Here is a 25,450-nt window from a genome sequence, read left to right on the forward strand (position 1 = left end):
CATCAGCACGCCACCCGGGCAGATTAGCGTTTTTTACCGAAGGCAGCGGCTAGCGCATCGCCCATTGCGCTATTGCCTGCTGGCGTCTGACTGGCTTTCGGGCGGGGTTTGCCCTGTACCGGACGAGCGCCGTCACGCGGTGCGCTTTTCGCGTTGCCGCCTGCACGGGCGTTGCTTTCGCCGGGTTGCTCGTCGAGACGCATGGTCAGCGCGATACGCTTACGTTGCAGATCGACTTCCATCACCTTCACTTTGACGATATCACCGGCCTTCACCACTTTATGCGGATCGTCGATAAACTTGTCGGAAAGTGAAGAGATATGCACTAATCCATCCTGATGCACGCCGATATCAACAAAGGCACCGAAGTTGGTGACGTTAGTGACGGAACCTTCCAGCACCATGCCGGGTTGCAGATCGTTCATGGTGTCGATGCCATCAGCAAATTGCGCGGTTTTAAACTCAGGACGCGGATCGCGACCCGGTTTTTCCAGCTCTTTGATAATGTCGCTGACCGTAGGCACACCAAAACGCTCGTCGGTAAAATCGACCGCTTTCAGGTTGCGCAATTCAGACGGGTTACCCATCAGTTCGTTCAGCGCCTGACGGGTAGCAGACAGAATACGCTCTACCACCGGATAAGCCTCCGGGTGAACCGTTGACGCATCCAGCGGGTTATCGCCGTGGTTAATACGCAGGAAGCCCGCACACTGTTCAAAGGCTTTCGGCCCGAGACGGCTGACTTTCAGCAGCTGCTGGCGATTGCGGAAGCGACCGTTCTCATCACGCCAGCCGACGATATTCTGCGCCATCATTTTGCTTAGCCCGGCGACGCGCATTAGCAGCGCCACTGACGCGGTATTCAGATCGACACCCACGCCGTTTACGCAGTCTTCAACCACGGCATCAAGTTTTTTCGCCAGCTGGCTCTGGCTGACGTCATGCTGATACTGGCCGACACCGATTGATTTCGGGTCGATTTTCACCAGTTCGGCCAGCGGATCCTGCAAGCGACGGGCGATGGAAACCGCACCGCGCAGTGACACATCCAGATCCGGGAACTCCAGTGCCGCCAGTTCTGATGCAGAGTACACCGATGCACCCGCTTCACTGACAATCACTTTCTGCGCCTGCACCTGTGGGAACTGCTTCTGCACGTCGAGGAAGAAACGCTCGGTTTCACGTGATGCCGTTCCGTTACCAATCGCGACCAGCTCTACCTGATGTTTGGTGCACAGGCTGGCGACCGCGGCGGCGGCTTTCGCCGCCTGGCCGGTGTGCGGATAAATGGTATCGGTCGCGACCAGCTTGCCGGTGGCATCGACGATTGCCACTTTCACGCCGGTACGCAGGCCAGGATCAAGACCCATGGTGGCGCGCATGCCGGCAGGAGCTGCCATCAGCAGATCGTGCAGGTTACGGGCGAAAACATTGATCGCTTCATCTTCCGCACGCTCGCGCACGCTGCCCATCAGCTCGGTTTCCAGATGCAGCATCACCTTGATACGCCATGTCCAGCTGACGACCGCTTTACGCCAGCTGTCAGCCGGGGCATTGTTCAGGCGCAGATTCAGGTGTTCAGTGATGATCTGTTCGCCATGGCTTTCACGCGGCGGTTCATCAAACTGCGGATCGGCATTCAGCGCCAGTTGCAGCACGCCTTCGTTTCGGCCACGCAACATAGCTAATGCACGGTGTGAAGGCACCGTCGACAGCGCTTCGTGATGATCGAAATAGTCGCGGAATTTCGCGCCCGCTTCCTCTTTGCCTTCCACCACGCGGGAAACCAGGTGGGCATTTTTCCACAGATATTCACGGACTTTCGCCAGCAGCGCAGCGTCTTCAGCAAAGCGCTCCATCAGGATATAGCGCGCGCCATCCAGTGCGGCTTTGACATCGGCCACGCCTTTCCCGGCATCGACAAACTCAGCGGCCAGCTGCTCAGGCTGATGTGACGGATCCTGCCAGAGTGTATCTGCCAGTGGCTCCAGGCCCGCTTCGATCGCGATTTGTCCGCGGGTGCGGCGCTTCGGCTTGTACGGCAGGTAAAGGTCTTCGAGTTCGGTTTTGCTCATCGTGCCGTTAATGGCGGCCGCGAGGGTTTCGGAGAGTTTGCCTTGTTCGTCAATGGATTTCAGAATGGACTGACGGCGATCTTCCAGTTCGCGCAGGTAGCCAAGACGTGTCTCCAGTTGGCGCAGCTGGGTGTCATCCAGACCACCGGTCACTTCCTTACGATAACGTGCAATAAACGGCACGGTATTCCCTTCATCCAACAGGCGAACAGCGGCTTCAACTTGTTCAGCCCGTGCCTGAAGTTCACTTGCAATAATGCGGCTCAGCGAATCTTTCATCATCGGTTCAACTATCTTGCTATCACAGGGTTGAGGATCAGGGGACAGTTATACGGATCGACGGCTGAAATTGCCAGCCGCCTGGCGGTGATTGCGCCAGAATCCGAATTTTCTATCCGACGTAGTTGATTTCATTCACGTACCACAGTGCTTCGCCCGCTGGCGTATGAACGGTGACGGCATCGCCGACCTCTTTTTTCAGCAGTGCGCGCGCCATTGGCGAGTCAATCGAGATATAGTCGTTACGACCAAAAATTTCGTCGTAGCCGACAATGCGAAAACGTTTGATATCGCCGTCATCATTTTCAATCTCGACCCAGGCACCGAAGAACACTTTGCCATCCTGCTGCGGTGAGTAGTCGACAATACGCAGGGATTCGAGACTTTTGGTGATATAGCGCACCCGGCGATCGATTTCGCGCAGGCGTTTTTTATTGTACTGATAATCGGCATTTTCACTGCGGTCACCAAGGCTGGCGGCCCAGGTGACTTTTTTGGTCACTTCCGGCCGCTCTTCACGCCAGAGAAAATCCAGCTCATCTTTTAGCCGGTTGTAGCCTTCACGGGTCACGAGTTTGGTTTTCATCGGCTTTTAGCTCTGTTGGTTATGGCATGCTGTTACTGCGATTTTAGAGGGAATATTGTCAGAGCTTCAACCTCGATCGGGTTAAGCTGTGATAATCCGCCGGGCTAAGGTGACATCGGCGGAAAATTGCGCACCGGCAGGGCAAATTATAAAGTTAAGCCCCTGTTTAATATGCTTTGTAACAATTTCGGCTACAATATAAACCATTAATGACTGTCACTGTACGGCAACTTTTTTAAGAATAGCCACTCAGGCAATAGCGCCTTTGGGAGTATCGAAATGCAAGAAAACTACAAAATCCTCGTCGTTGATGATGATATGCGTTTACGTGCGCTGCTGGAGCGTTATCTGACCGAGCAGGGCTTTCAGGTGCGCAGCGTTGCCAATGCTGAGCAAATGGACCGCCTGCTGACCCGTGAATCTTTCCACCTGATGGTGCTGGATCTGATGCTGCCAGGTGAAGATGGTCTGTCTATCTGCCGCCGTCTGCGCAGCCAGAGCAACCCGATGCCGATCATTATGGTCACCGCGAAAGGTGAAGAAGTCGATCGTATCGTTGGGCTGGAAATTGGTGCGGATGACTATATTCCAAAACCGTTCAACCCACGTGAACTGCTGGCGCGAATCCGCGCAGTGCTGCGTCGTCAGGCTAATGAGCTGCCGGGCGCGCCTTCACAGGAAGAAGCGGTGATTGCTTTTGGTAAATTCAAACTGAATCTCGGCACCCGCGAGATGTTCCGTGAAGATGAGCCAATGCCGCTGACCAGCGGTGAGTTTGCGGTACTGAAAGCCCTCGTCAGCCACCCGCGCGAGCCACTGTCCCGTGACAAGCTGATGAACCTGGCGCGTGGCCGTGAATACAGCGCGATGGAACGCTCTATCGACGTCCAGATCTCACGTCTGCGTCGTATGGTGGAAGAAGATCCGGCGCATCCGCGTTATATCCAGACCGTCTGGGGCCTGGGTTATGTCTTTGTGCCGGACGGCAGTAAAGCATGAGGCGATTCCGCTTCTCTCCGCGCAGTTCGTTTGCCCGAACGCTGTTACTGATCGTGACCCTGCTGTTTGTCAGCCTGGTCACGACCTATCTGGTGGTGCTTAACTTCGCCATTCTTCCCAGCCTGCAACAGTTCAATAAGGTACTGGCATACGAAGTGCGTATGCTGATGACCGATCGGCTGCAACTGGAAGATGGTACGCAGCTTGAAGTGCCACCGGCGTTCCGGCGCGAGATTTATCGCGAACTGGGTATTTCGCTGTATACCAATGCAGCGGCGGAAGAGAGCGGATTACGCTGGGCGCAACACTATAAGTTCCTCAGCGATCAGATGGCGCAGCAACTGGGTGGGCCGACCGACGTCCGGGTCGAGGTGAATAAAAACTCGCCGGTGGTGTGGCTGAAAACCTGGTTGTCGCCGGATATCTGGGTGCGGGTGCCGCTGACCGAAATTCATCAGGGTGATTTCTCACCGCTGTTCCGCTATACGCTGGCGATTATGCTGCTGGCTATCGGCGGAGCGTGGCTGTTTATTCGTATTCAGAACCGACCCTTAGTGGAACTGGAACATGCTGCATTGCAGGTCGGAAAGGGGGTTATTCCGCCGCCGCTGCGCGAGTATGGAGCCTCGGAAGTGCGTTCGGTCACGCGTGCGTTTAACCAGATGGCAGCGGGCGTGAAGCAGCTGGCGGATGACCGTACCCTGCTGATGGCTGGTGTCAGTCATGATTTACGTACGCCACTAACCCGTATTCGTCTGGCGACGGAAATGATGGCGCAAGAAGATGGTTATCTGGCCGAGTCGATAAACAAAGATATCGAAGAGTGTAATGCGATTATTGAACAGTTTATTGACTACCTGCGTACCGGCCAGGAGATGCAGACCGAACTGGCTGATTTAAACAGCGTGTTAGGCGAAGTGGTGGCCGCAGAAAGTGGTTACGAACGCGAAATTGAAAACGAAGTGATGCCCGCCGAGTTGCTGGTGGAGATCAACCCGTTGTCGATCAAACGTGCGGTGGCCAATATGGTGGTTAACGCTGCGCGTTACGGTAATGGCTGGATTAAAGTCAGCAGCGGCAGTGAATTGCAACGTGCCTGGTTCCAGGTGGAAGATGACGGGCCGGGGATTGCGCCTGACCAGCTCAAGCATCTGTTCCAGCCATTTGTGCGCGGTGACAGTGCCCGCAGTACCAGCGGCACCGGGCTGGGGCTGGCGATTGTGCAGCGAATTATTGATGCGCATCAGGGAGCACTGGATATTGGCGTCAGTGAGCGTGGTGGTTTACGTATCCGCGCTTACTTGCCGCTGCCGCAACAAACCTCGGTGGCGTTGCCGTCAGGCACCACGCCATCCTGACGGAGGCTGGAATCTTGTAGGGAGCGGTTTTCGGCTCCCGTCCTGATGGTATGCGGGGTGCAAATCTTCGGCACGGGCGGCGAGAACGCCGCCCCTACAGTCTGACTTTAAAGCTGTGGACCCGCCTTAACCAGCGCGGCACCCGCAGGCGTATCGGTGTACTTATCAAAGTTGTTGATAAAGCGCTGCGCCAGATCGCGTGCTTTGCCTTGCCACTCTTCAGCGTTCTGATAACTGTTGCGCGGATCGAGAATCTGACTGTCGACGCCTTTCAGCGCCACCGGCATTTGCAGATCAAAAATCGGCAATGTTTGTGTCTCCGCGTCGCTCAGTTCACCCTGCAAAATGGCATTGATAATCGCCCGGGTGTCTTTAATCGAAATACGTTTGCCGCTGCCGTTCCAGCCGGTATTGACCAGATATGCTTCGGCGTCAGCATCCTGCATGCGTTTCACCAGTACTTCGGCATACTGCGTTGGGTGCAGGGTCAGGAAGGCCGCACCAAAACAGGCTGAGAAGGTGGGTGTTGGTTCAGTCACGCCACGTTCGGTACCCGCCAGCTTGGCGGTAAAGCCGGACAGAAAGTGGTATTGCGTCTGATCGGCGCTGAGGCGCGAGACCGGCGGCAGTACGCCAAACGCATCGGCAGTCAGGAAGATCACTTTTTTCGCGTGACCCGCCTTCGATACCGGTTTGACGATATTGTCGATATGATGGATTGGGTAGGAAACACGGGTGTTTTCGGTTTTGCTGCCGTCATCGAAATCAATCGAACCATCGCTCAGCACCACCACGTTTTCCAGCAGCGCATCGCGGCGGATGGCGTGATAGATTTCCGGCTCCGCTTGCTCGGAGAGCTTGATGGTCTTGGCGTAGCAGCCACCTTCGAAGTTAAATACGCCGTCGTCATCCCAGCCATGCTCATCATCGCCAATCAGCTGACGCTGTGGGTCGGTAGACAGGGTGGTTTTGCCGGTACCGGACAGGCCAAAGAACACCGCAACATCGCCTTTTTCGCCGACGTTCGCTGAACAGTGCATCGAAGCTATGCCTTTTAATGGCAACAGGTAGTTCATAATGGCGAACAGACCTTTCTTCATTTCGCCACCGTACCAGGTGCCGCCGATCAGCTGGATATTTTCCGTCAGGTTAAACGCGACAAAGTTTTCCGAGTTTAACCCCTGCTGTTGCCAGTCCGGATTAGTGCATTTCGCGCCATTCATTACCACAAAATCGGGTTTAAAGCTGGCCAGTCCGGCTTCATCTGGCTGAATAAACATGTTTTTCACGAAATGTGCCTGCCAGGCAACTTCAGTGATAAAACGCACGCTGAGACGGGTATCCGGGTTAGCACCGCACCACGCATCAACAATAAACAAGCGTTTGTCGGACAGCTGTCTGGTCACCAGCGATTTCAGTGAATCCCAGGTTTCTTGCGACAGCGGCTGGTTATCATTCTTGCCTTTACCCTGATCGCACCACCAGAGGGTGTCACGTGTGGTGTCATCACGCACAATATATTTATCTTTCGGCGAGCGTCCGGTAAAGACGCCGGTATCGACGGCGATAGCGCCGGATTGCGTCTGAATACCGCGCTCGTAACCTGCTAAACCGGGTTGGGTTTCTTCCTGAAAGAGGGTGTCATAATCGGGATTATGGACAATCTCAACCGTATCAGTGATGCCATAAGCGACGAGGTCCTGGGCGGTCAGGCCATTAGCGCGCATATTACTGCTCCTTTATCGGTTTTTTTACTGCAACAAAGTGTAGGGGTATTTCGCTTTCACCGACCGTGATCATCGACAGATAAGCTGAAAACAGGGCAGGGATAATCACGATCGCGCGCAGTTTACACCTGTGATGACTCAGCGAAAGAGCGAAGCGGTAGAAATGAGACACGAAACGATTTAATGATGTAATTCAGTGCAATCTGAGGCGGGAATGCATCGTAACCGTCGGCCAGGGTAGGTTAAAATATCGACGCTGGTGATAATAACAGAGAGTTACCGGGAAATGTTACTGGATCCAGTATGGGCGGCGGAGAACGCCACCCTGACTGAAAATACGCTTTTAATGCACTTGCTCGCTGCCGGTCGCGGAGTCGTTACGGATGGCGGCGATATCGATAGCATCGTAAACATAGTGGCTACCACAGTAGTCACAGTTCATATCAATCTCACCGTCTTCTGCAAGAATTTCATCCACTTCGGATTGCGGCAGCGTTCTCAGTACTTCGCCACAGCGTTCACGCGAACAGGTGCATTTGAACAGCACGTCCTGCGGGTCGTAAACCGTCACTTCTTCCTGATGATACAGACGCCATAACACTTCGTTAGCGGGCAGCGTAATCAGCTCTTCAGTTTTAATGGTTTCGGTTAAGGTGGCCAGATGGGTAAAGTCATCCGTGCTGGCATCCTGCGCCGGTAATACCTGTAGCAGAATACCGCCGGCACCTTTCTGGCCTTCCGCTTCGCCGGTACGCAGGAACAGACGCGTCGGCAGCTGTTCGGAGCGCATAAAGTAATCTTCCAGGCAGGCCGCCAGCGTATCGCCTTCCAGCCCGACCACGCCCTGATAGCGCTCACCCTGCTCCGGAGAAATGGTGATCACCAGGTAGCCATTGCCCACCATCTCTTTTAGCGTGCTGCCTTCAGCAATTTCACCCTGCGTACGCGCCACGCCGCGCATTTCCTGACGGTTGTTACCATTAATCACCGCCAGATTCAGCGCGCCATCACCCTGCAACTGTACGGTGATATCACCGTCAAACTTCAGCGTTGCGGTCAGCAGGCTGGTGGCAACCAGCAGTTCGCCCAGCAGTTGCTGAACCGGCTGTGGGTAATCATGGCCTTCAATAATTTTTTGCCAGGTGTCAGAGACGTTGACCAGTTCACCGCGGACGGCATGATTTTCGAACAGGTAACGATGCATTTGGTCTTGATGGGACATAGTTTTCTCTCATAGTTGCGATCTATTCATCGCCTGAATATTTAAATTTCATCAGATCGCGGCGCTCTTTCTTATCGGGGCGGCGGTCGGGATGGGGCATCGTCAGCGCATTCATTTTGCGCGCCAGCGCCACTTTTTCGCGTTTCTCAATACTTTGTGCCGTTTCGGCATACAGCAGCTGCGCTTCCGTCGCCGGACGACGCTGATCGGTAATCGCCAGTATGACCACGGTGCGTTCATCGTTGCCCTGACGGAGCGTCAGTTCGGCATCCACTTCCACCAGCTTGCTCGGTTTGCCGCGCTGACCGTTATAGTGAACCTTGCCACCTTCGATCATTTCGCGCGCCACCGCGCGGGTTTTATAAAAGCGTGCAGCCCACAGCCATTTATCGAGCCGGACGCCCTCGGGGCTTTTCTCTTTCATTGCTGCTCCTGATTAACGATCTCCTGCCGCTAGCGCGCTAATGCGGATAGCAGGGTACGATAGTCGTTTATCGCCGGATGTCGGGCGAAGGTGATTTCCGGTCGCCCTGAGTCAGGATTGCTGATGCCTAAACAGTAGCCAATTCCCCAGCTTTTTGCCGCATCGAGAATTCTTTCGTTGTCATCAACAAATAGCGTGCGCGCATTCTCAAAGCCAGTGTGCTGCTGAACCGCCTGCCATAAACGCTGATCTTCTTTCGGATATCCAAATGTGTGGGTAGAAAGTAATAAATCAAGGTGCTGGTCGAGGCCGGTTTGCTCCAGCTTGACGTGCAGATTCCAGGGATGCGCATTGGTCAGCAGAATGGTACGTTTGCCGCTGGCGCGCAATGCGGCAAGAAATGGCAGCGTGTCTTCACGCATCGCCGCCCGCTCGCGCATCGCCCATGTCATCGCGCGGATATCGAGATCCAGTTCCCGGCTCCAGTAATCCAGGCAGTACCAGTCCAGCGTATGCTGCACCGCCTGATATTTATCGCTGATCAGCTGCGTGGCGGCGTCAATGCTAATGCCACGCTGGCCGCTGAGCGTTAGCGGCACGTGCTGTAGCCAGAAATGGCTGTCAAAAGCGAGGTCAAGCAGGGTGCCGTCCATATCCAGCAGGACGGTATCAATTTCAGACCAGTTCAGGGAATCAGGCATACGTGCTCCGCGCGAGGTAAAAAACCGGGCGACAGGGTAGCACAGTTATGCAGCGGTCAGAACAGCGGCCGCACCGCCTGAATGGAGGTCAGTGAGTGGTTAAAGCAGTGTTCGTAATAGCGCTGAATTTCCACCAGGCGCGTGCGGTTACGATGAATTCGCTTCAGAGTCAGCAGGCTGTTTGCCACCAAAATAATGCTGACGATTAACAGCAGTAAGCTGGTGCCGAGATAGCGCCACAGACTGATCGCATCCGGTTCATTATGCAGGGCAACGTGCTGGGTGCCATTCGCATCGGTAGTGATGCTGGTGATAATACCCGAGGCGTTAAATGGCGTGTGCAGCAGCATTGATGACAGCCGTTGCAGCTCGCTCCACTGTTCCGGGGCATTGTAGTCAAACAGCGAAACCGGCGGCTGCGGCTGGCTGACCAGCTGGCGGCCTTCATCACTGAGAATCAGGAAGCCGCCCGGCGGTGGGCTATTCAGCGCTTCCGCTGCGCGATGGGTTTCGCGATAAAAGAAGGATGAGGTGGCGGTATTCACCAGGTTTTCCAGCGCTTCAGCGCTGACCGGTCGGAGCAGCACGTTCATGCCGTTCAGCGCACCGGAATTCGCCCGGCCAATCAGGGTTTCCCAGTCTTTCGCATTCCCGAGATTCACCAGCGCATTCTTCAGGCGCACGCAGTCCTGCGGCTGGCTACAGAGATCCTGGGTTTTCAGCACCAGATCAGAAAAATCGTCCAGCAAAATCATGCCTGACTTCTGAATCGCGGTCGCCAGCTGCGGGTTCAGTTTGGGGTCGGTACTGGTTTGCGGGTGCAGTTGCTGGTTGGTGGTCAGCTGCAACGCGGTTGCTTTATCAATAATCTCGGATTGTGGCTGTGGCAACGGCGCGGCATTGTTCCAGTAGATCGCCGAACAGTCGAACGGCATAAAGGCGTAAGAACGGTTGCTCTGATAGTTAGCGGGCACTGAACACATGCCGCTACCGGTGACATGCAAGCTGTCGCCAACCCGCAGTGAAATTTTCTGCAGATCGTCAACTGCCGTGACTTTGATACTCTCAGTGCCTTTAATCCACGCCATGCTTAGCTTGATTGGCATGCTAAGCGGTATCCAGCTGACCAGCAGCAACAGCACCAGCAGGGAACCGCAGGCCAGCACCAGATTTTTACGCCAGCGCTGAATCGGGAAATTACGCACTTCATCCTGCAATGACAGAAAGCGGCCCTGGCGCACCACCTGGCAATTCAGATAGATATCGACTTCAGTCGTCTGCCCTAAATCGTGCGCGACGTAAGGCTGCCAGTGCGGTGGATAAATCAGGTCGATAATGCCAAGGGAAATATTACTGATCTGGCCCTGATTTGACTCGCCAAACAGTCCCCAGCGTTTTGGTGCACCGCGCAGGCAGTGGATTTCGCGCAAATCTTTTTCCGTGGGACGACGGTACAGGAACCAGCAACTGACGGCGATCATCGCGATACCAGCGGTAATCAACCACGGCATCAGCAGTGCAGGGGCAAGCAGGCTGATAAAGAACATCAGCAGCGCACTACCGATCACTACCGCTTCCCGGGTGCCATCCGGTCGCGACAGGCTGTACTCTTCGAGCGTCTCCTTACGCACATTGAGCAGCTCAATATTTTCGCCTTCTTCTTTGCGAATCGATGCGTTAGGTGCCAGCGGGCGTACCATCGGTGGCAGCGCGCGCTGTTCAAAGGCGTAGCTGGTCAGCGAATGGCCGTTAAGCGAGATCACCAGCGGGATGGTCTGAGTCTTGATCAACTCAACGTAGTTTTCATCGGCGATGTACTGTTCCCACAGCGGCGGCAGATGCACTTCAACGGCATCAAGATAATAACGCCATTTATGCGGCTCATCAGTAGAGAGCCCGTAACGGGTAATCGCACGAGTGACCGGATAGACGTTACTGCTTTGCGAGTTTAGTGTCAGCTTAACCGGCGTAGCGCTGGTTCCGCCTGGCAGTATGCTGGCACCGTTTTTCGCCAGCGATTCGACGTAGCGCTCAACAGCCGCACGCTCTTCATCAGTGAGCTTACGGTGAGGGGGACTGATAAACGGCAGTGGTTTCGCCAACGGCGGACGATGCCGCATAGCGTACCAAAAGAAACAACCTGCCACGATCGAACAGGTTAGCATTACAGCCAATATAATGACTATTGTGCTCATGCTTTGCTCATCCCAGCCTCTGTACTCCCGTCACTGTCTTGCTCACTCCGGCGTGCAATATATCTTAAGATTAATTTTGGCGTGGCAGGGCAGATCTGGCAACTGGCCTTATATACAAAATTGCGCACAAAATCATGAAATTAGAAGGGTTTTACAAGTAGCCTTGCGTAAATGTTACCAGGCATGTACGCACAAAAATATCGGCATAGTCCTATTTTTATCCCTGAAAACGGTGTTTTATGCAAAACTTTTTCTTAGTATTTACAACCATTTGTTATAAGAAAGTAAATTAAAGCATCCGATGATTGGATTCCGCTGGTGGCTATCGCACAATGGAATCTAATCACATTCTGCGCTTCGTATAACAATGGCGAAGATGCACCTTATTCGGCTATTCCCTGGGGCCATGATGACCAGACAATTACAGAAACCTGAGATACTTAACGTAGAAACTGTTGCACGCTCACGGTTGTTTACCGTTGAAGCGGTCGACCTGGCGTTCAGCAATGGTGCGCGCCGGGTATATGAACGTATGCGCCCTTCCGGTCGTGAAGCAGTGATGATTGTGCCGATTATTGATAACCACCTGATTTTAATTCAGGAGTATGCCGTCGGGCTGGAGAATTACGAACTGGGCTTTCCCAAGGGCCTGATCGATCCAGGCGAATCGGTGTTTGAAGCGGCGAATCGCGAGCTGAAAGAAGAAGCGGGTTTTGGCGCGACGGCGCTGGAAGCGCTTAGCAAGCTGACCATGGCACCCTCTTACTTCTCCAGTAAGATGAATATCGTGGTGGCGGAGGGACTTTATCCCGAAAAGCTGGAAGGCGATGAGCCTGAACCGTTGCCGCTGACGCGCTGGCCGCTGGATAATTTGCTGGCGCTGCTGGAAGAACCGGATTTTCGCGAGGCACGCAATGTCAGTGCGCTGTTCTTAGTGCGGGAATGGTTAGTGAAGCAGGGCAGGCTGGATTACTGAGAGGCAGGGGCGGCGAAATCGCCACCGATACGCCAGAAATCATAATGGGGCGGCGTGCTTGCCGCCCCATTACCATCAGAACAGCTCGTGAGTTTCGCCGTTGTCCATCAGGGTGGTGCCGACATCATGCACGGAATATTCGGTTGGCTGGGTGCCATCGATAAAGTATTCCGCACGGGAGTTGCCGCCGTTAGCCAGTTTACCGGTGCTGCGATCGATATTGACCGTTACCACGCCTTCTGGTGGGGTAAGCGGCTCCACCGGTACGCCATCCAGCGCCGACTTCATATAGTTATCCCATGCCGGCTGAGCGCTTTTCGCTCCGCCTTCATAACCAGAAATCTGGTCAGGGATAGCACCTGAAGCGGTAGTACGACCCAGATCGCGACGGTGATCGTCAAAACCAATCCAGACCGACGTTACAACGCCAGGGCCGTAACCCGAGAACCAGGCATCTTTTGAACTGTTCGTGGTACCGGTTTTACCACCGATATCATTACGTTTCAGGTCGCGCCCGGCACGCCAGCCGGTTCCCATCCAGCCTGGTTCGCCGAAGATATTGCTGTTCAGCGCGCTTTTAATCAGGAACGACAGCGGCGTGTTAATCACGTGTGGCGCATACTGCTGCTCGCCATCCTGCTGTGGCTGCCCTGTCGGCACTTGTTCCAGCTGTGGCTGCGGTACCGCCACATTGCGGTTTTCTTGCGAAACCGCCACGTTCTCTACACTGTCTTCGTTCATCGCCAGCGCTTTTTTGGTATCACCATAAATCACCGGCAGATTGCACTCCGGGCAGGCCACTTTGGGCTTCACTTCAAACAGCACGCCACCCTGTTCATTCTCAATTTTGCTGATGAAATAAGGGTCGACCAGGAAGCCGCCGTTAGCCATCACCGCATAGCCGCGTACCAGTTGTAGCGGGGTGAAGGAAGCGGAACCTAGCGCCAGTGACTCGGTATGGACAATGTTTTGTGCCGGGAAGCCGAAGCGTTGCAGATATTCCGCAGCGTAATCGACGCCCATCGCACGCATGGCGCGAACCATTACCACGTTCTTCGACTCGCCTAAGCCCTGACGCAGACGAATAGGGCCATCATAGCGCGCCGGAGAGTTTTTCGGACGCCAGTCGGAACCGGCACCCGCATCCCAGCGAGAAATCGGCACATCGTTAAGAATCGAGGCGAGGGTTAAGCCCCGGTCCATTGCAGCGGTATACAGGAACGGTTTGATATTGGAACCGGCCTGACGCAGTGCCTGAGTTGCACGGTTAAACTTGCTTTGATTGAAATCAAAGCCGCCAACCAGCGCACGTACTGCACCATCTTTGGGATTAAGTGATACCAGCGCGGAGTTAACATCCGGCACCTGTGCCAGCCACCAGTCATTATCAACTTTACGTACCCAAATCTGCTGACCCGGTTGCACCACCTGCGTCACGCTTCTCGGCGTGGCACCCTGCTGGGTGTCCGATTTGTAAGGACGCGCCCAGCGCATACCGGCCATGCCCAGTGACACGCTGCTGCCATCGCGCATTAGCGCGGTCGCTTCATCGCTGTTCGCCGTCGTCACCACCGCCGGAAGCAGCGGCCCGTAAACCGGCAGCGACTTCAGCGTTTTCAGCATTTCGGCTTTGTCCCAGGCGGTTTCACCGACTTTCCACAGCACATTCGAGGGGCCGCGGTAGCCGTGACGCATATCGTAAGCCATCACGTTATTGCGCACGGACTCCTGTGCCGCCGTTTGCAGCTTACGGGTAACGGTGGTGTAGACCTTAAAGCCGTCAGTGTAAGCATTCTCGCCATAGCGTTTAATCATCTCCTGGCGCACCATTTCGGTCAGGTAAGGCGCAGAGAAGGCAATTTCAGGGCCGTGATAGCTGGCAACCAGGGGCTCGTTACGCGCTTCGTCATACTGCGGCTGACTGATGTAGTGCTGATCCAGCATACGTGCCAGCACCACATTGCGGCGCGACACCGCCCGATCGTGCGAATACAGCGGGTTAAACGTTGACGGCGCTTTCGGCAGACCGGCAATCATCGCCATTTCGCTCAGCGTCAGCTGGTCGATGTTTTTACCGAAATAGACCTGTGCCGCGGCACCAACGCCATAAGCACGGTAACCGAGGTAGATCTTATTCAGATACAGCTCAAGAATTTCGTCTTTATTCAGCAACTGCTCGATGCGGATCGCCAGAAACGCTTCCTTGATCTTACGCATCAGTGTGCGTTCCGGACTGAGAAAGAAGTTACGCGCCAGCTGCTGAGTAATAGTACTGGCACCTTGCGAGGCGTGGCCGGACATCAGCGCAATACTGGCAGCACGGAAGATACCGATAGGATCGACGCCGTGATGCTCATAGAAGCGGCTGTCTTCCGTCGCAATAAACGCTTTCACCATTTCTGGTGGCATTTGCTCAATAGTTAGCGGCACACGGCGTTTTTCACCGTATTGCGCAATCAGATCGCCCTCAGCACTGTAGACCTGCATAGGGGTCTGTAGCCGGACGTCTTTCAGCGTGTTCACATCGGGCAGCTGCGGCTCAATATATTTATACAAGCCATAAACCGAGCCGGCTCCCAGCAAAATGCAACACACTGCAAGGATCAAAAAATACTTTACGAACTTCACCTGAGATTTCCCATTTAATGTCGATTGGGCAGTTTATAAACAATCGCGCGGTAGTATAAAGGCAAGCCAGTAGCTTTGATACATCCTTCGTACCCGAAACCGGATAACAACCTCTGACGATATGGAGATCGCGCGAAATGGCTTTTCAGACATGGCAAATTGGACTGGATATCCAGAACGGACAGCTCTGTGCCTTAGGCATCCAGCGCCGTCGTAACGGCTGGCAGTTGCGCCACTGGTGGCAACATGCGCTGCCGAAAGATACGTTAAGAAACGGCGCACTGCAACGTTCCGCCGAACTCACTGCGGTGCTGCAATGCTGGCGTAAGCAGCTTCCCCGTGATATCTCCCTGCGTGTCGGCTTCCCGCCGCAACTGGTGTTGCAGCGCCAAATCGACCTGCCGCGCCAGCCATTACGCGAACCGGAGCGTAGCAGCTATGTGCGGGCGGCGGCGAGACGATTTTTCCCAATTGAGCCGGATGCGCTGGCGCTGGACTACCGCGAATCGCCGGACTATCCCGGCCAGCTATGCGTCACGGCGGCACGGCGCGAAATGCTGGAACAGTGGCTGGCGTGTTTTGCTCAGGCCGGACTGTTGCCCCAGGTATTTGAGTTAACCGCGGCGGCGCTGCGTTCGCTGGCACTGGCGCTGGCGCTTGATCCGGCAGCAACGCTGATTCATCGGCTGGCCGATCACTGGCTGTGGTTTTCGCCGGAAAATAAGCAGCAACCTTGCGGCTGGTGCACGCTGGATGACGCTGCTGATTACACCGCGCTGCGCCTGCGTTATCTGCCTGCTGCCGAAGTGATCTATTACAGCGCGGCTGAAGCCGACAGTTTACCGGAAGGTGCGCGCGACCTGCTGCCGCTGGATGCTCTGCAACTGATGCAACCGCCGTTACCGCACAGCAGCGGCAGCTTTGCGCTGGCAGCAGGGCTGGCGCTGCGGCCGGAGGATTGTTAATGGTGTGGGTAAATCTGCTGAACTGGCGCGAACAGCAGCGGGCAGTGCGCCAGCGTCACTGGCTGTGGGCGCTGGCGGGGTTGATGGTGCCAGGTGTGATGGTGATGACGCTGCTGCATTGTCGTCTGGCGGCGGAAAATCAGTTATGGCAACAGCGGCTGAACCAGCGACAGGCAGCGGTTGCACTGGCCGATACGCTGGCACAGAAGCTGACGCAGGCGCAGCAGGAGCAGCAACGCCTGCTGGCGGTTCAGAATCAGCAACAACAACGCTGGCAGCGTAATCAGCAGTGGTATCAGTTTGCGCTGGCGTTGCCGCAGCTGATGCCAGAAGGCATGTGGCTTACCAGCATCAGTAAGGCGATATCGGGATTCAGCGTCAGCGGCAGCGGCCAGCAGATGGCTGATATCAGCGCTTTTCGTCATCAGCTTGAGCAGCAGGCGCTGTTTCAGCAGGTGAGTCATGGCCCGGTGCAGCGACAAGCGGAAGGCGAGATGCAGTTTAGTCTGCTTGCCAGCCTGCAGGAGGAAACGCCGAATGAGTGAGTGGCTCCTGCGCTGGCAATATGCCGCGCCTCACTGGCAGTGGGGCAGCGTGCTGGTGTTGCCGGTGCTGTTACTGATGTTACTGGCCGGATGGTGGCTGCAACCGCAGTACCAGCAGCGTCAGGCGCTGATTAATCAGTGCCAACAGCGGCTGGCGCACTATCAGACGCAGCTGGCGCAGTTACGCAGTCAGCCAGCGCTGCTGACGCAACAACAGCGCAATCAGCAGTTGCGGGCTTCTCTGCAAGGGGCGGGCGAGCAGGCTTTCTCACTGGTGGCGTTGCTGGCGCATGGTGCGGTGCTTGAGGCATGGCAACCCGCTCCGCAGGGCGGTGTATTCACGCTACAGCTGAGCTGGCCGCAGTTTCAACAGTTGATGGCGTATCTCGCCTCACGTCAGCCGCCGGTTACGGTCGATACGTTTCAGCTACGGCGCAGCGGCGAGCGGCTACGGATGACAGTTAATCTGGGAGCCAGTGATGACGGGTAGTCGGATGCTGTGGCTAATGGTGCTGGTGGTGGCTGATGCGCAGGCGCGCGATCCTTTCGTCCCTCCGCAAGTGATTCGCTGCGTCACTGAGCTGCCGACGCTGAACCAGTGGCGTTTGCAGGGCGTGATTGGCCGTGAAAGTGACTGGCGCGGCTGGCTGCTGTCGCCGCAGGGGCAGGCGCTGACGGTGGTGCCGGACAGCCATTTTCCGGTTTCTCCCTGGCAGATCGGTGAGATCAATGGACAAAGTATCCGCTTTCGCGCCACGGAAAGCTGTGAAGAGCGGCAATTCAGCCTGCGACTAAAAGGACGTTTATATGAAAAGGATAATCACCGCCATGCTGTGGCTGCTGATGACCAGCAGCCGCGCCAATGAGGCACCGATCACGCTGGCATTTGATGACGCCCCGGTTGAGCGGGTATTACAGGCGCTGGCCGACTATCAGCAGCTTAATCTGATGGTGGCTCCCGGCGTTCAGGGCACGCTGTCGCTGCGGCTGAAAGAGGTGTCGTGGCAACAGGCACTGACATTAATCACCCGGATGGCAAAGCTGGATATCGAAACCGAAGGCAACGTTATGCTGGTTTATCCTGAAAGCTGGCAACAGGAGAAGCAGCAGCGTGCCGCGCAGCGCAGCGAGGAACAGCAACGAAATCTGCCGCTGGAGACGCGCACGCTAACCTTGCTGTACGCCGATGCCACGGCGGTCAATAACAGTTTGCTGGCGGAGCGGGACAAACTGCTGACGCCGCGTGGCAGCGTGACGGTCGATACCCGCATGAATGCGCTGTTGCTGCGCGATACCCGTTCCGCGCTACAGCAGGCCGAGCAGTGGGTGCGTGCGCTGGATGTGCCGCTTGATCAAATTGAACTGGCAGCGCATATCGTGACGATCAGTGAAGAGAACCTGCGTGAACTGGGTGTCAGCTGGGGGTTAAGCAGCGAAGAGCAGATCACCCGCGCACTGCGCTCGACGCAGTTGGGAATTGATCTTGGCGTGACCAAACCGACTTTTACCGCCGGGTTCAGCCTGGCGCGGCTGGACGGCCGCCTGCTCGATCTGGAGCTCAGCGCGCTGGAGCGCGAAAATCAGATTGAAATTATCGCCAGCCCGCGTCTGTTTACCTCGCATCAACAGCCTGCCAGCATCAAACAGGGCACTGAAATTCCCTATGAAGTTTCCAGCGGCAACAACGGGGCGACAACCATCGAATTTAAGGAAGCGGTGCTGGGCATGGAGGTGACGCCGTCAGTGCAACCCAATGGGCGAATTATGCTGAAATTGCGCATCAGCCAGAATGTGCCTGGGCGTAATCTGCACAGCGGTGAAATTGAGGTACTGACTATCGATAAACAGGAGATTGAAACCCAGATTAGCCTGAAAGATGGTCAGACACTGGCACTTGGCGGCATTTTCCAGCAACAGAACTCGACGGGGCGCGATAAAGTGCCATTATTAGGCGATATTCCGCTATTGGGTGCGCTGTTTCGTCATGACGTTCGTCAGCAGAAGCGGCGTGAGCTGGTAATTTTTATCACGCCACGACTGATCCGTGACGAATGATGCTTTTTTGTCAGGAAAGCGTCTTAGCTGGACGTTTTTTCATTGATTGCTAACATATGCGTTTGACGCAAGAGCGGAATTAGCTTACAAGGTTTAGCGATTTTGAATTTTAGGCCATCGTGCCGGTTGCAGAAAATGCAATAAACCGTTTTATATCGCGCTAATGCAGCGTTCCGATGCATGTGAAATCGGTCAGATAAATAAAGCGGACTGAAACGCGCCGATGTCAGCGCGCAGTGAGCAGGCAATTTATTCGGTTGCCAAACGACCTTGAGTATTGAGATAATTTTCAGTCTGACTCTCGCACTATCGCTCATGAGGTTTCAGTTCATGTCCCGCCAGCGGCAGCATCGTTGAACGCGGGGTATCATCAACGAATTGTCTTAGTAATACCGAAAAAATGGCAGAGAAACGCAATATCTTTCTGGTTGGGCCTATGGGTGCCGGCAAAAGCACTATTGGTCGTCAGTTAGCTCAGCAACTCAATATGGAATTTTTCGATTCTGATCAAGAAATTGAGCGACGTACCGGAGCGGATGTGGGCTGGGTGTTCGACGTTGAGGGCGAAGAAGGCTTTCGTGATCGCGAAGAAAAAATCATTAATGAACTCACCGAAAAACAGGGCATTGTGCTGGCAACTGGCGGCGGCTCTGTAAAATCACGTGAAACCCGTAATCGTCTTTCCGCCCGTGGCGTTGTGGTGTATCTGGAAACCACTATTGAGAAACAACTGGCACGTACGCAACGTGATAAAAAGCGTCCGCTGCTGCAAGTTGATTCGCCTCCGCGTGAAGTGCTGGAAGCTTTAGCGAACGAACGCAATCCGCTGTATGAAGAGATTGCAGATGTGACGATTCGCACCGACGATCAAAGTGCCAAAGTAGTCGCTAATCAGATCATTAATATGTTGGAAAAGAACTGATTAGTGTAAACGCGTTGGAATGAGGCTCGTGCGGCTTCAGATAAGGTCAGAACCAGTAAGCCTGCGACAGTTATTGCTGATAATTGCGTATTGCATGCTGGTTTGACGCCGAATCCTGAGGCGCGGTCGATTTCAACTCAGTTGTACATACCTGCCCAGACAATGGGCATAGCACATAGGGTTATACAGCGTCATGGAGAGGATTACCGTCACTCTGGGGGAAAGAAGTTACCCCATCACCATCGCTGCCGGACTGTTTAACGATCCGGCTTCTTTTTGGCCGCTGAAAGCGGGCGATCAGACCATGCTGGTGACGAACCAGACGCTGGCTCCTCTCTATCTGGACACGCTGCGTAACCTGCTGGAAAGCGCGGGCATCAAAGTCGATCAGGTTATTTTGCCTGACGGCGAGCAGTATAAAACCCTGGCGGTTATGGACCAGGTCTTCACCGCGCTACTGGAAAAACCGCATGGTCGCGATACCACCCTGATTGCCCTCGGTGGCGGGGTGATTGGCGACCTGACCGGTTTCGCCGCCGCCAGCTATCAACGCGGCGTGCGCTTTATTCAGGTGCCGACCACTCTATTATCTCAGGTCGACTCCTCGGTTGGTGGCAAAACCGCCGTTAACCATCCTCTTGGCAAGAATATGATCGGTGCCTTCTACCAGCCTGCTTCGGTGGTGGTCGATCTGGATTGCCTCAATAGCTTACCGCCGCGTGAACTGGCTTCAGGCATGGCGGAAGTGATCAAATACGGCATCATTCTCGATGCTGACTTCTTCGACTGGCTGGAACAGAACCTCGATGCGCTGATGGCGCTGGATGGGGCTGCGATGGCGTATTGCATCCGTCGCTGCTGCGAACTGAAAGCTGAAGTGGTTGCGGCCGACGAACGTGAAACCGGTCTGCGTGCGCTGTTGAACCTGGGTCATACCTATGGTCATGCGATTGAAGCGCATATGGGCTATGGTAACTGGTTGCATGGTGAAGCGGTTGCCGCCGGAATGGTGATGGCAGCACGAACGGCTGAGCGCCTTGGTCAGTTCAGCGCGACGGACACTGACCGCATTATTGCCTTGCTGACGCGTGCCGGATTGCCGGTTAACGGTCCGGAAAGCATGCAGTCGCAGGACTACTTACCGCATATGATGCGCGATAAAAAAGTGTTAGCCGGGGAGTTACGGCTGGTGTTGCCTCTCGCAATCGGTAAAGCCGAAGTGCGTGGCGGTGTCGCGCATGATATTGTTCTGGCAGCAATTGAAGATTGCCAGAAATCTTAAAATAGCGTCGGCGTTGCCGGCCTGAATATGATCCAGACGCCGTCCACCCAGGTGGGCGGCGTATGCTGTTAAACGGGAGGAGGTTGTAATGGACGAGTTTAAACCGGAAGACGAGTTAAAACCTGACACCAGTGACCGTCGCCCTACGCGATCGCGTAAAACGTCTTCGGCGCCGAAGATTGCGGTTTCCCGTCAGCATATGATGATGGGCATCGGTATCCTTGTGCTGCTGCTGTTAGTGATTGGTATTGGCTCGGCATTGAATGGCCCGAGCGATGATAAGCAAGCGCAGCAGCCAGTGAGCGGTAATACCGGCAGCAATGGCAATGGCGGGGAAAAGAGTATCGATCTCTCCGGTTCCTCATCAATCAGCGGCCAGGCTAACGATCAATCCGCTACTACGCCAGGTGCGCTGACTGACTCATCCAGCCAGAATGCTTCCAACAGCGGTCAGCAACTGAGTGCGCCACCGATCTCGTCGACGCCGACTCAGGCTGAGCCAGTCCAGGCTCCAGCGAATCAACAGCGGGTTGAACTGCCTGGCGATCTGAACACAGCGCTTAACTCGCAGCAGGGCGAAGTCAATAACGCCGCGTCGGGCAATAGCTCATTGCCAACTGCACCGGCGACGGTCGCGGGCGGTAATCCGTCTGGTCAGCCAGCGTCAAAACCGGCGGCGAAACCGGCGCAGCATCAGGCCAACGCCCAGCAGCACAAACCGGCGACGCAGAAACCGGCTGCCACTAAACCCGCAGCTAAAGAAACCAGCAAGCCGACAGCGACCGCCAGCCGCAACAGCGCACCTGCGACGGCCAGCCAGTCGACACCGGGCGGTAACTATACTTTGCAGCTGAGCAGCGCTTCACGTTCCGATACGCTGAATGCCTGGGCGAAAAAACAGAATCTGAATGGCTATCACGTGTATAAAACCACGCGTAACGGTCAACCCTGGTATGTGCTGGTTAGCGGCTCCTACGCCACACCAGCCGATGCCAAACGTGCTGTCTCTTCACTGCCTGCTGAGGTTCGTGCCCAGAGTCCATGGGTCAAGCCGGTCAGTCAGGTAAAAAAGGAATCGGTTAATTAATCTGTCGGGGCCGTAATGCTACGGCCCCGAGATGAAATTCAAGCGCAGATATGCTGTCGGGTAAATCCACAGCCAGAAGAGTAAAAGTAATAACGACGGCATGAAAAAAAATCGCGCTTTTTTGAAATGGGCGGGTGGCAAATACCCGTTACTGGACGATATTCGACGTCATCTTCCGCAGGGAGACTGTTTAGTTGAGCCTTTTGTGGGTGCCGGGTCGGTCTTTCTTAATACCGACTATGACAACTACATACTGGCTGATATCAACAGTGATCTCATCAATCTCTACAACATCGTGAAAACCCGCACCGTTGAGTTTATTAACGATACGCGCCAGCTGTTTATTCCGGAGGCTAACGATGCTGACTTCTACTATGCACGGCGCAGCGAGTTTAACGCCAGCCGCGATGCTTATCGCCGTGCGGTGTTGTTTACCTGGCTGAATCGTCACTGTTATAACGGCTTATGCCGCTACAATCTCAGTGGCGAATTTAACGTGCCCTTTGGCCGCTACCGGAAGCCGTACTTCCCGGAAGATGAGTTGTACTGGTTTGCCGAGCGTGCGCAAAAAGCCACCTTTGTCTGTGAATCGTACGATGTTACCCTGAACAACGCGCGTCCGGGTTCGGTAGTCTATTGCGATCCTCCGTACGCGCCGCTGTCGGCCACGGCGAATTTCACCGCCTACCACACCAACAGCTTTAGCCTGCGTGAGCAGCAGCATCTGGCGGAACTGGCGGAAAAGCTGTCGCAGGAGCGCCATATTCCGGTGTTGATCTCCAACCATGACACCGAATTAACCCGCCTCTGGTATCAGGATGCGGTGCTGCATGTGGTGAAAGCGCGGCGGTCAATCAGCAGAAGTATTAGTGGTCGCAGTAAAGTGGACGAATTACTGGCGCTCTATAGCTAAACCAGCACAGCTGCGGTATAGAGCGTTTCGTTCGCCGACCTGGAAATTATGCCTGTGCCGGTCACAGGCACATCAATTGGGAGAAACGGATGAAACGATTTTTGCTGGCCCCATCAATTCTGTCTGCAGATTTTGCCCGCCTTGGCGAAGATACGGCTAAAGCCCTGGCAGCCGGAGGCGATGTAGTGCATTTCGACGTAATGGACAACCACTACGTACCCAATCTGACCATGGGCCCGATGGTGCTGAAAGCGCTGCGCGACTATGGCATTACTGCGCCGATTGACGTCCACCTGATGGCAAAACCGGTCGACAGCCTGATTCCGGAATTTGCCAAAGCCGGTGCCAGTTATATCACTTTCCATCCTGAAGCCTCATTACACGTGGATCGCTCGCTGCAACTGATTAGAGAGCACGGTTGTAAAGCCGGGCTGGTGTTTACCCCTGCCACGCCACTGAACTACCTCGATTATGTGATGGATAAAGTCGATATCATTCTGCTGATGTCGGTGAATCCGGGCTTTGGCGGCCAGTCATTTATTCCTTCCACGCTGGACAAACTGCGCCAGGTGCGCAAGTTGATCGATAACAGCGGTTACGATATTCGCCTGGAAGTCGATGGCGGCGTGAAGATCGATAATATTGCAGAAATTGCGGCGGCGGGTGCGGATATGTTTGTTGCCGGATCGGCGATCTTCGGTCATCCGGATTACAAAAAAGTGATCGACGATATGCGCAATGAACTGGAGAAATCGCGCCATGGCTCATTTCACTGATATTCGCGCATTAGCGTTTGATCTGGATGGTACGCTGGTCGACAGCGCGCCAGGTCTGGCGAGTGCACTCGATCAGGCGCTGCAAGCGATGCAGCTTCCGGCGCCTGGCGTTGAGCGGGTGGCGACCTGGATCGGCAATGGCGCCGATATTATGGTTGAGCGCGCCCTGACGTGGGCATTGGGCCAATCGCCGCACGACGATCAGGCGCGCGACGCACGTGCGCTGTTTGATCAATATTATGCGCAGACCGTCGAGAGCGGCAGTACGCTGTTTCCGCATGTCGCCACGGTGCTGGCGACGCTGGCGCAGCACAATCTGCCGCTGGCGCTGGTCACCAATAAGCCCACGCCGTTTGTCGAGCCACTGTTGCGTTCGCTGGGTATTGCTCAGCACTTTTCGCTGATTATCGGCGGCGACGACGTGGTGGTGAAAAAGCCGCATCCGGCACCGCTGTTCTTAGTTTTAGGTCATTTTGGTCTGTTGCCTGAGCAGTTGCTGTTTGTCGGTGACTCACGCAATGATATTCTGGCAGCGCAGGCGGCAGGCTGCCCCTGTGTTGGCATGACCTTCGGTTATAACTATGGTGAATCGATCACCACCAGCCATCCGAGCCTCGCTCTGGACGATTTTAACGAGCTTCTGCCCGCGTTAGGGCTGTAATTATCAGGATAGAAAAGCATGAGCAAACCCATCGTATTTAGCGGCGCACAGCCTTCAGGTGAACTGACCATTGGTAACTACATGGGTGCGCTACGTCAGTGGGTGCAGATGCAGGATGATTTCCACTGCATCTACTGCATCGTTGACCTGCACGCGATCACTGTGCGTCAGGACCCGGTTGCACTGCGCAAAGCCACGCTGGATACTCTGGCGCTCTATCTGGCTTGCGGAATTGATCCGAGCAAAAGCACCATCTTTGTTCAGTCCCATGTGCCGGAGCACACGCAACTGAGCTGGATTCTGAACTGTTATACCTATTTCGGCGAACTCAGCCGTATGACGCAGTTTAAGGATAAATCCGCGCGTTACGAAGAGAACATCAATGCCGGTCTGTTCGACTATCCGGTGCTGATGGCCGCCGATATCCTGCTGTATCAGACCAATCAGGTTCCGGTCGGCGAAGATCAGAAGCAGCATTTAGAGCTGAGCCGCGATATCGCCAACCGTTTTAACGCGCTGTATGGCGATGTGTTTAAAGTGCCTGAGCCGTTTATTCCGAAATCCGGCGCGCGCGTGATGTCACTGCTCGACCCGACGCGGAAAATGTCCAAGTCTGACGATAACCGTAACAATGTGATCGGCCTGCTGGAAGATCCAAAATCGGTGGTGAAGAAGATCAAGCGTGCGGTTACCGATTCCGAAGAGCCACCAGTGGTGCGTTATGACGTGAAAGAGAAAGCCGGAGTGTCTAACCTGCTGGATATCCTTTCTGCAGTAACCGGTAAAACTATCGTTGAGCTGGAACAAGAGTTCGAAGGCAAAATGTATGGCCACCTGAAAGGTGCGGTAGCCGATGCGGTTTCCGGGATGCTGACCGAGTTGCAGGAGCGCTATTACAGCTTCCGTAATGATGAAGCGTATCTGGAGCAGGTGATGCGTGACGGTGCCAGCAAAGCGCGTGCTCATGCTCAGGAAACGCTGAAAAAGGTGTATGAAGCGGTAGGATTTGTCGCACAGCCGTAAATTGTGCCTGCTGTAATAAGGGAGCCGAAAACGGCTCCCTTACAGGTTCGG

23 protein-coding genes are annotated in these 25,450 nt (G+C 54.9%); 15 read left to right on the forward strand and 8 right to left on the reverse strand.

Annotated features, from left to right (window positions below; translation table 11 throughout):
* Nucleotides 1-23: 23 nt before the first annotated feature.
* Together NG42_RS06575 and greB are read right to left on the reverse strand one after the other, a co-directional pair.
* Nucleotides 24-2,357 carry a Tex family protein gene (locus NG42_RS06575; protein WP_052898474.1) on the reverse strand — a complete coding sequence of 778 codons (2,334 nt, stop codon included), beginning with the start codon at nt 2,355-2,357 and terminating at the stop codon, nt 24-26.
* A 109-nt stretch (nt 2,358-2,466) separates the two neighbouring features.
* Complete coding sequence (gene greB, locus NG42_RS06580) at nt 2,467-2,940, reverse strand: transcription elongation factor GreB (protein WP_052898475.1); 474 nt, start codon at nt 2,938-2,940, stop codon at nt 2,467-2,469.
* Nucleotides 2,941-3,219: 279 nt separating this feature from the next.
* On the opposite strand from greB, the gene ompR reads away from it, so the two are divergent.
* Together ompR and envZ are read left to right on the forward strand one after the other, a co-directional pair.
* Complete coding sequence (gene ompR, locus NG42_RS06585) at nt 3,220-3,939, forward strand: osmolarity response regulator transcription factor OmpR (RefSeq protein ID WP_001157751.1); 720 nt, start codon at nt 3,220-3,222, stop codon at nt 3,937-3,939.
* A complete protein-coding gene (gene envZ, locus NG42_RS06590) occupies nt 3,936-5,297 on the forward strand; it encodes a two-component system sensor histidine kinase EnvZ (RefSeq protein WP_052898476.1) in 1,362 nt (453 codons plus the stop codon). Before ompR ends, envZ begins: the two co-directional genes overlap by 4 nt.
* Nucleotides 5,298-5,404: 107 nt before the next feature.
* On the opposite strand, the gene pckA is transcribed toward envZ, so the two are convergent.
* The 5 genes from pckA to NG42_RS06615 form a co-directional block, all read right to left on the reverse strand.
* Nucleotides 5,405-7,024: a phosphoenolpyruvate carboxykinase (ATP) gene (gene pckA, locus NG42_RS06595; protein ID WP_052898477.1), complete on the reverse strand. Its 1,620-nt coding sequence runs from the start codon at nt 7,022-7,024 to the stop codon at nt 5,405-5,407.
* 343 nt (nt 7,025-7,367) lie between these two features.
* Nucleotides 7,368-8,246 carry an Hsp33 family molecular chaperone HslO gene (hslO, locus tag NG42_RS06600; RefSeq protein WP_052898478.1) on the reverse strand — a complete coding sequence of 293 codons (879 nt, stop codon included), beginning with the start codon at nt 8,244-8,246 and terminating at the stop codon, nt 7,368-7,370.
* 22 nt (nt 8,247-8,268) lie between these two features.
* Nucleotides 8,269-8,670 (reverse strand): ribosome-associated heat shock protein Hsp15, encoded by a 402-nt coding sequence (hslR, locus tag NG42_RS06605; protein WP_052898479.1) that lies wholly within the window; start codon nt 8,668-8,670, stop codon nt 8,269-8,271.
* A gap of 29 nt (nt 8,671-8,699) precedes the next feature.
* A complete protein-coding gene (yrfG, locus tag NG42_RS06610) occupies nt 8,700-9,371 on the reverse strand; it encodes a GMP/IMP nucleotidase (protein WP_052898480.1) in 672 nt (223 codons plus the stop codon).
* A 56-nt stretch (nt 9,372-9,427) separates the two neighbouring features.
* On the reverse strand, nt 9,428-11,566 hold the full coding sequence (locus NG42_RS06615) for an intracellular growth attenuator family protein (protein WP_052898481.1): 2,139 nt from the start codon (nt 11,564-11,566) through the stop codon (nt 9,428-9,430).
* 409 nt (nt 11,567-11,975) lie between these two features.
* Between NG42_RS06615 and nudE the strand changes: the two genes are divergently transcribed.
* On the forward strand, nt 11,976-12,542 hold the full coding sequence (nudE, locus tag NG42_RS06620; protein ID WP_052898482.1) for an ADP compounds hydrolase NudE: 567 nt from the start codon (nt 11,976-11,978) through the stop codon (nt 12,540-12,542).
* A gap of 75 nt (nt 12,543-12,617) precedes the next feature.
* Here nudE and mrcA read toward each other — a convergent pair whose 3' ends face one another.
* Nucleotides 12,618-15,170 carry a peptidoglycan glycosyltransferase/peptidoglycan DD-transpeptidase MrcA gene (gene mrcA, locus NG42_RS06625; protein ID WP_052898483.1) on the reverse strand — a complete coding sequence of 851 codons (2,553 nt, stop codon included), beginning with the start codon at nt 15,168-15,170 and terminating at the stop codon, nt 12,618-12,620.
* 137 nt (nt 15,171-15,307) lie between these two features.
* Here mrcA and pilM point away from each other — a divergent pair, with 137 nt between their 5' ends.
* From pilM to trpS, 12 genes are all read left to right on the forward strand, one after another.
* On the forward strand, nt 15,308-16,135 hold the full coding sequence (pilM, locus tag NG42_RS06630; protein ID WP_052898484.1) for a pilus assembly protein PilM: 828 nt from the start codon (nt 15,308-15,310) through the stop codon (nt 16,133-16,135).
* A complete protein-coding gene (locus NG42_RS06635; RefSeq protein WP_053115771.1) occupies nt 16,135-16,680 on the forward strand; it encodes a PilN domain-containing protein in 546 nt (181 codons plus the stop codon). The genes pilM and NG42_RS06635 overlap by 1 nt, the downstream gene beginning before the upstream one ends.
* Entirely contained in the window at nt 16,673-17,170 is a 498-nt protein-coding gene (locus NG42_RS06640; RefSeq protein ID WP_053115770.1) for a HofO family protein, read from the forward strand. Before NG42_RS06635 ends, NG42_RS06640 begins: the two co-directional genes overlap by 8 nt.
* Entirely contained in the window at nt 17,160-17,546 is a 387-nt protein-coding gene (locus NG42_RS06645) for a HofP DNA utilization family protein (RefSeq protein ID WP_053115769.1), read from the forward strand. Before NG42_RS06640 ends, NG42_RS06645 begins: the two co-directional genes overlap by 11 nt.
* Nucleotides 17,488-18,735, forward strand: coding sequence for a DNA uptake porin HofQ (gene hofQ, locus NG42_RS06650; protein ID WP_072133214.1), 1,248 nt, complete (start codon nt 17,488-17,490; stop codon nt 18,733-18,735). Before NG42_RS06645 ends, hofQ begins: the two co-directional genes overlap by 59 nt.
* Before the next feature lie 400 nt (nt 18,736-19,135).
* Nucleotides 19,136-19,657, forward strand: coding sequence for a shikimate kinase AroK (aroK, locus tag NG42_RS06655; RefSeq protein WP_017802997.1), 522 nt, complete (start codon nt 19,136-19,138; stop codon nt 19,655-19,657).
* Nucleotides 19,658-19,850: 193 nt separating this feature from the next.
* Nucleotides 19,851-20,939: a 3-dehydroquinate synthase gene (gene aroB / locus NG42_RS06660; protein ID WP_052898485.1), complete on the forward strand. Its 1,089-nt coding sequence runs from the start codon at nt 19,851-19,853 to the stop codon at nt 20,937-20,939.
* A gap of 88 nt (nt 20,940-21,027) precedes the next feature.
* Nucleotides 21,028-22,026 carry an SPOR domain-containing protein gene (locus NG42_RS06665; protein WP_052898486.1) on the forward strand — a complete coding sequence of 333 codons (999 nt, stop codon included), beginning with the start codon at nt 21,028-21,030 and terminating at the stop codon, nt 22,024-22,026.
* A 100-nt stretch (nt 22,027-22,126) separates the two neighbouring features.
* Entirely contained in the window at nt 22,127-22,939 is an 813-nt protein-coding gene (dam, locus tag NG42_RS06670) for an adenine-specific DNA-methyltransferase (RefSeq protein WP_052898487.1), read from the forward strand.
* A gap of 89 nt (nt 22,940-23,028) precedes the next feature.
* Entirely contained in the window at nt 23,029-23,715 is a 687-nt protein-coding gene (gene rpe, locus NG42_RS06675; RefSeq protein WP_052898488.1) for a ribulose-phosphate 3-epimerase, read from the forward strand.
* Entirely contained in the window at nt 23,699-24,376 is a 678-nt protein-coding gene (locus NG42_RS06680) for a phosphoglycolate phosphatase (RefSeq protein ID WP_052898489.1), read from the forward strand. The genes rpe and NG42_RS06680 overlap by 17 nt, the downstream gene beginning before the upstream one ends.
* Before the next feature lie 18 nt (nt 24,377-24,394).
* Complete coding sequence (trpS, locus tag NG42_RS06685) at nt 24,395-25,399, forward strand: tryptophan--tRNA ligase (RefSeq protein WP_052898490.1); 1,005 nt, start codon at nt 24,395-24,397, stop codon at nt 25,397-25,399.
* Nucleotides 25,400-25,450: the final 51 nt, after the last annotated feature.

This window comes from Winslowiella iniecta (assembly GCF_001267535.1).
Taxonomy (GTDB): domain Bacteria; phylum Pseudomonadota; class Gammaproteobacteria; order Enterobacterales; family Enterobacteriaceae; genus Erwinia; species Erwinia iniecta.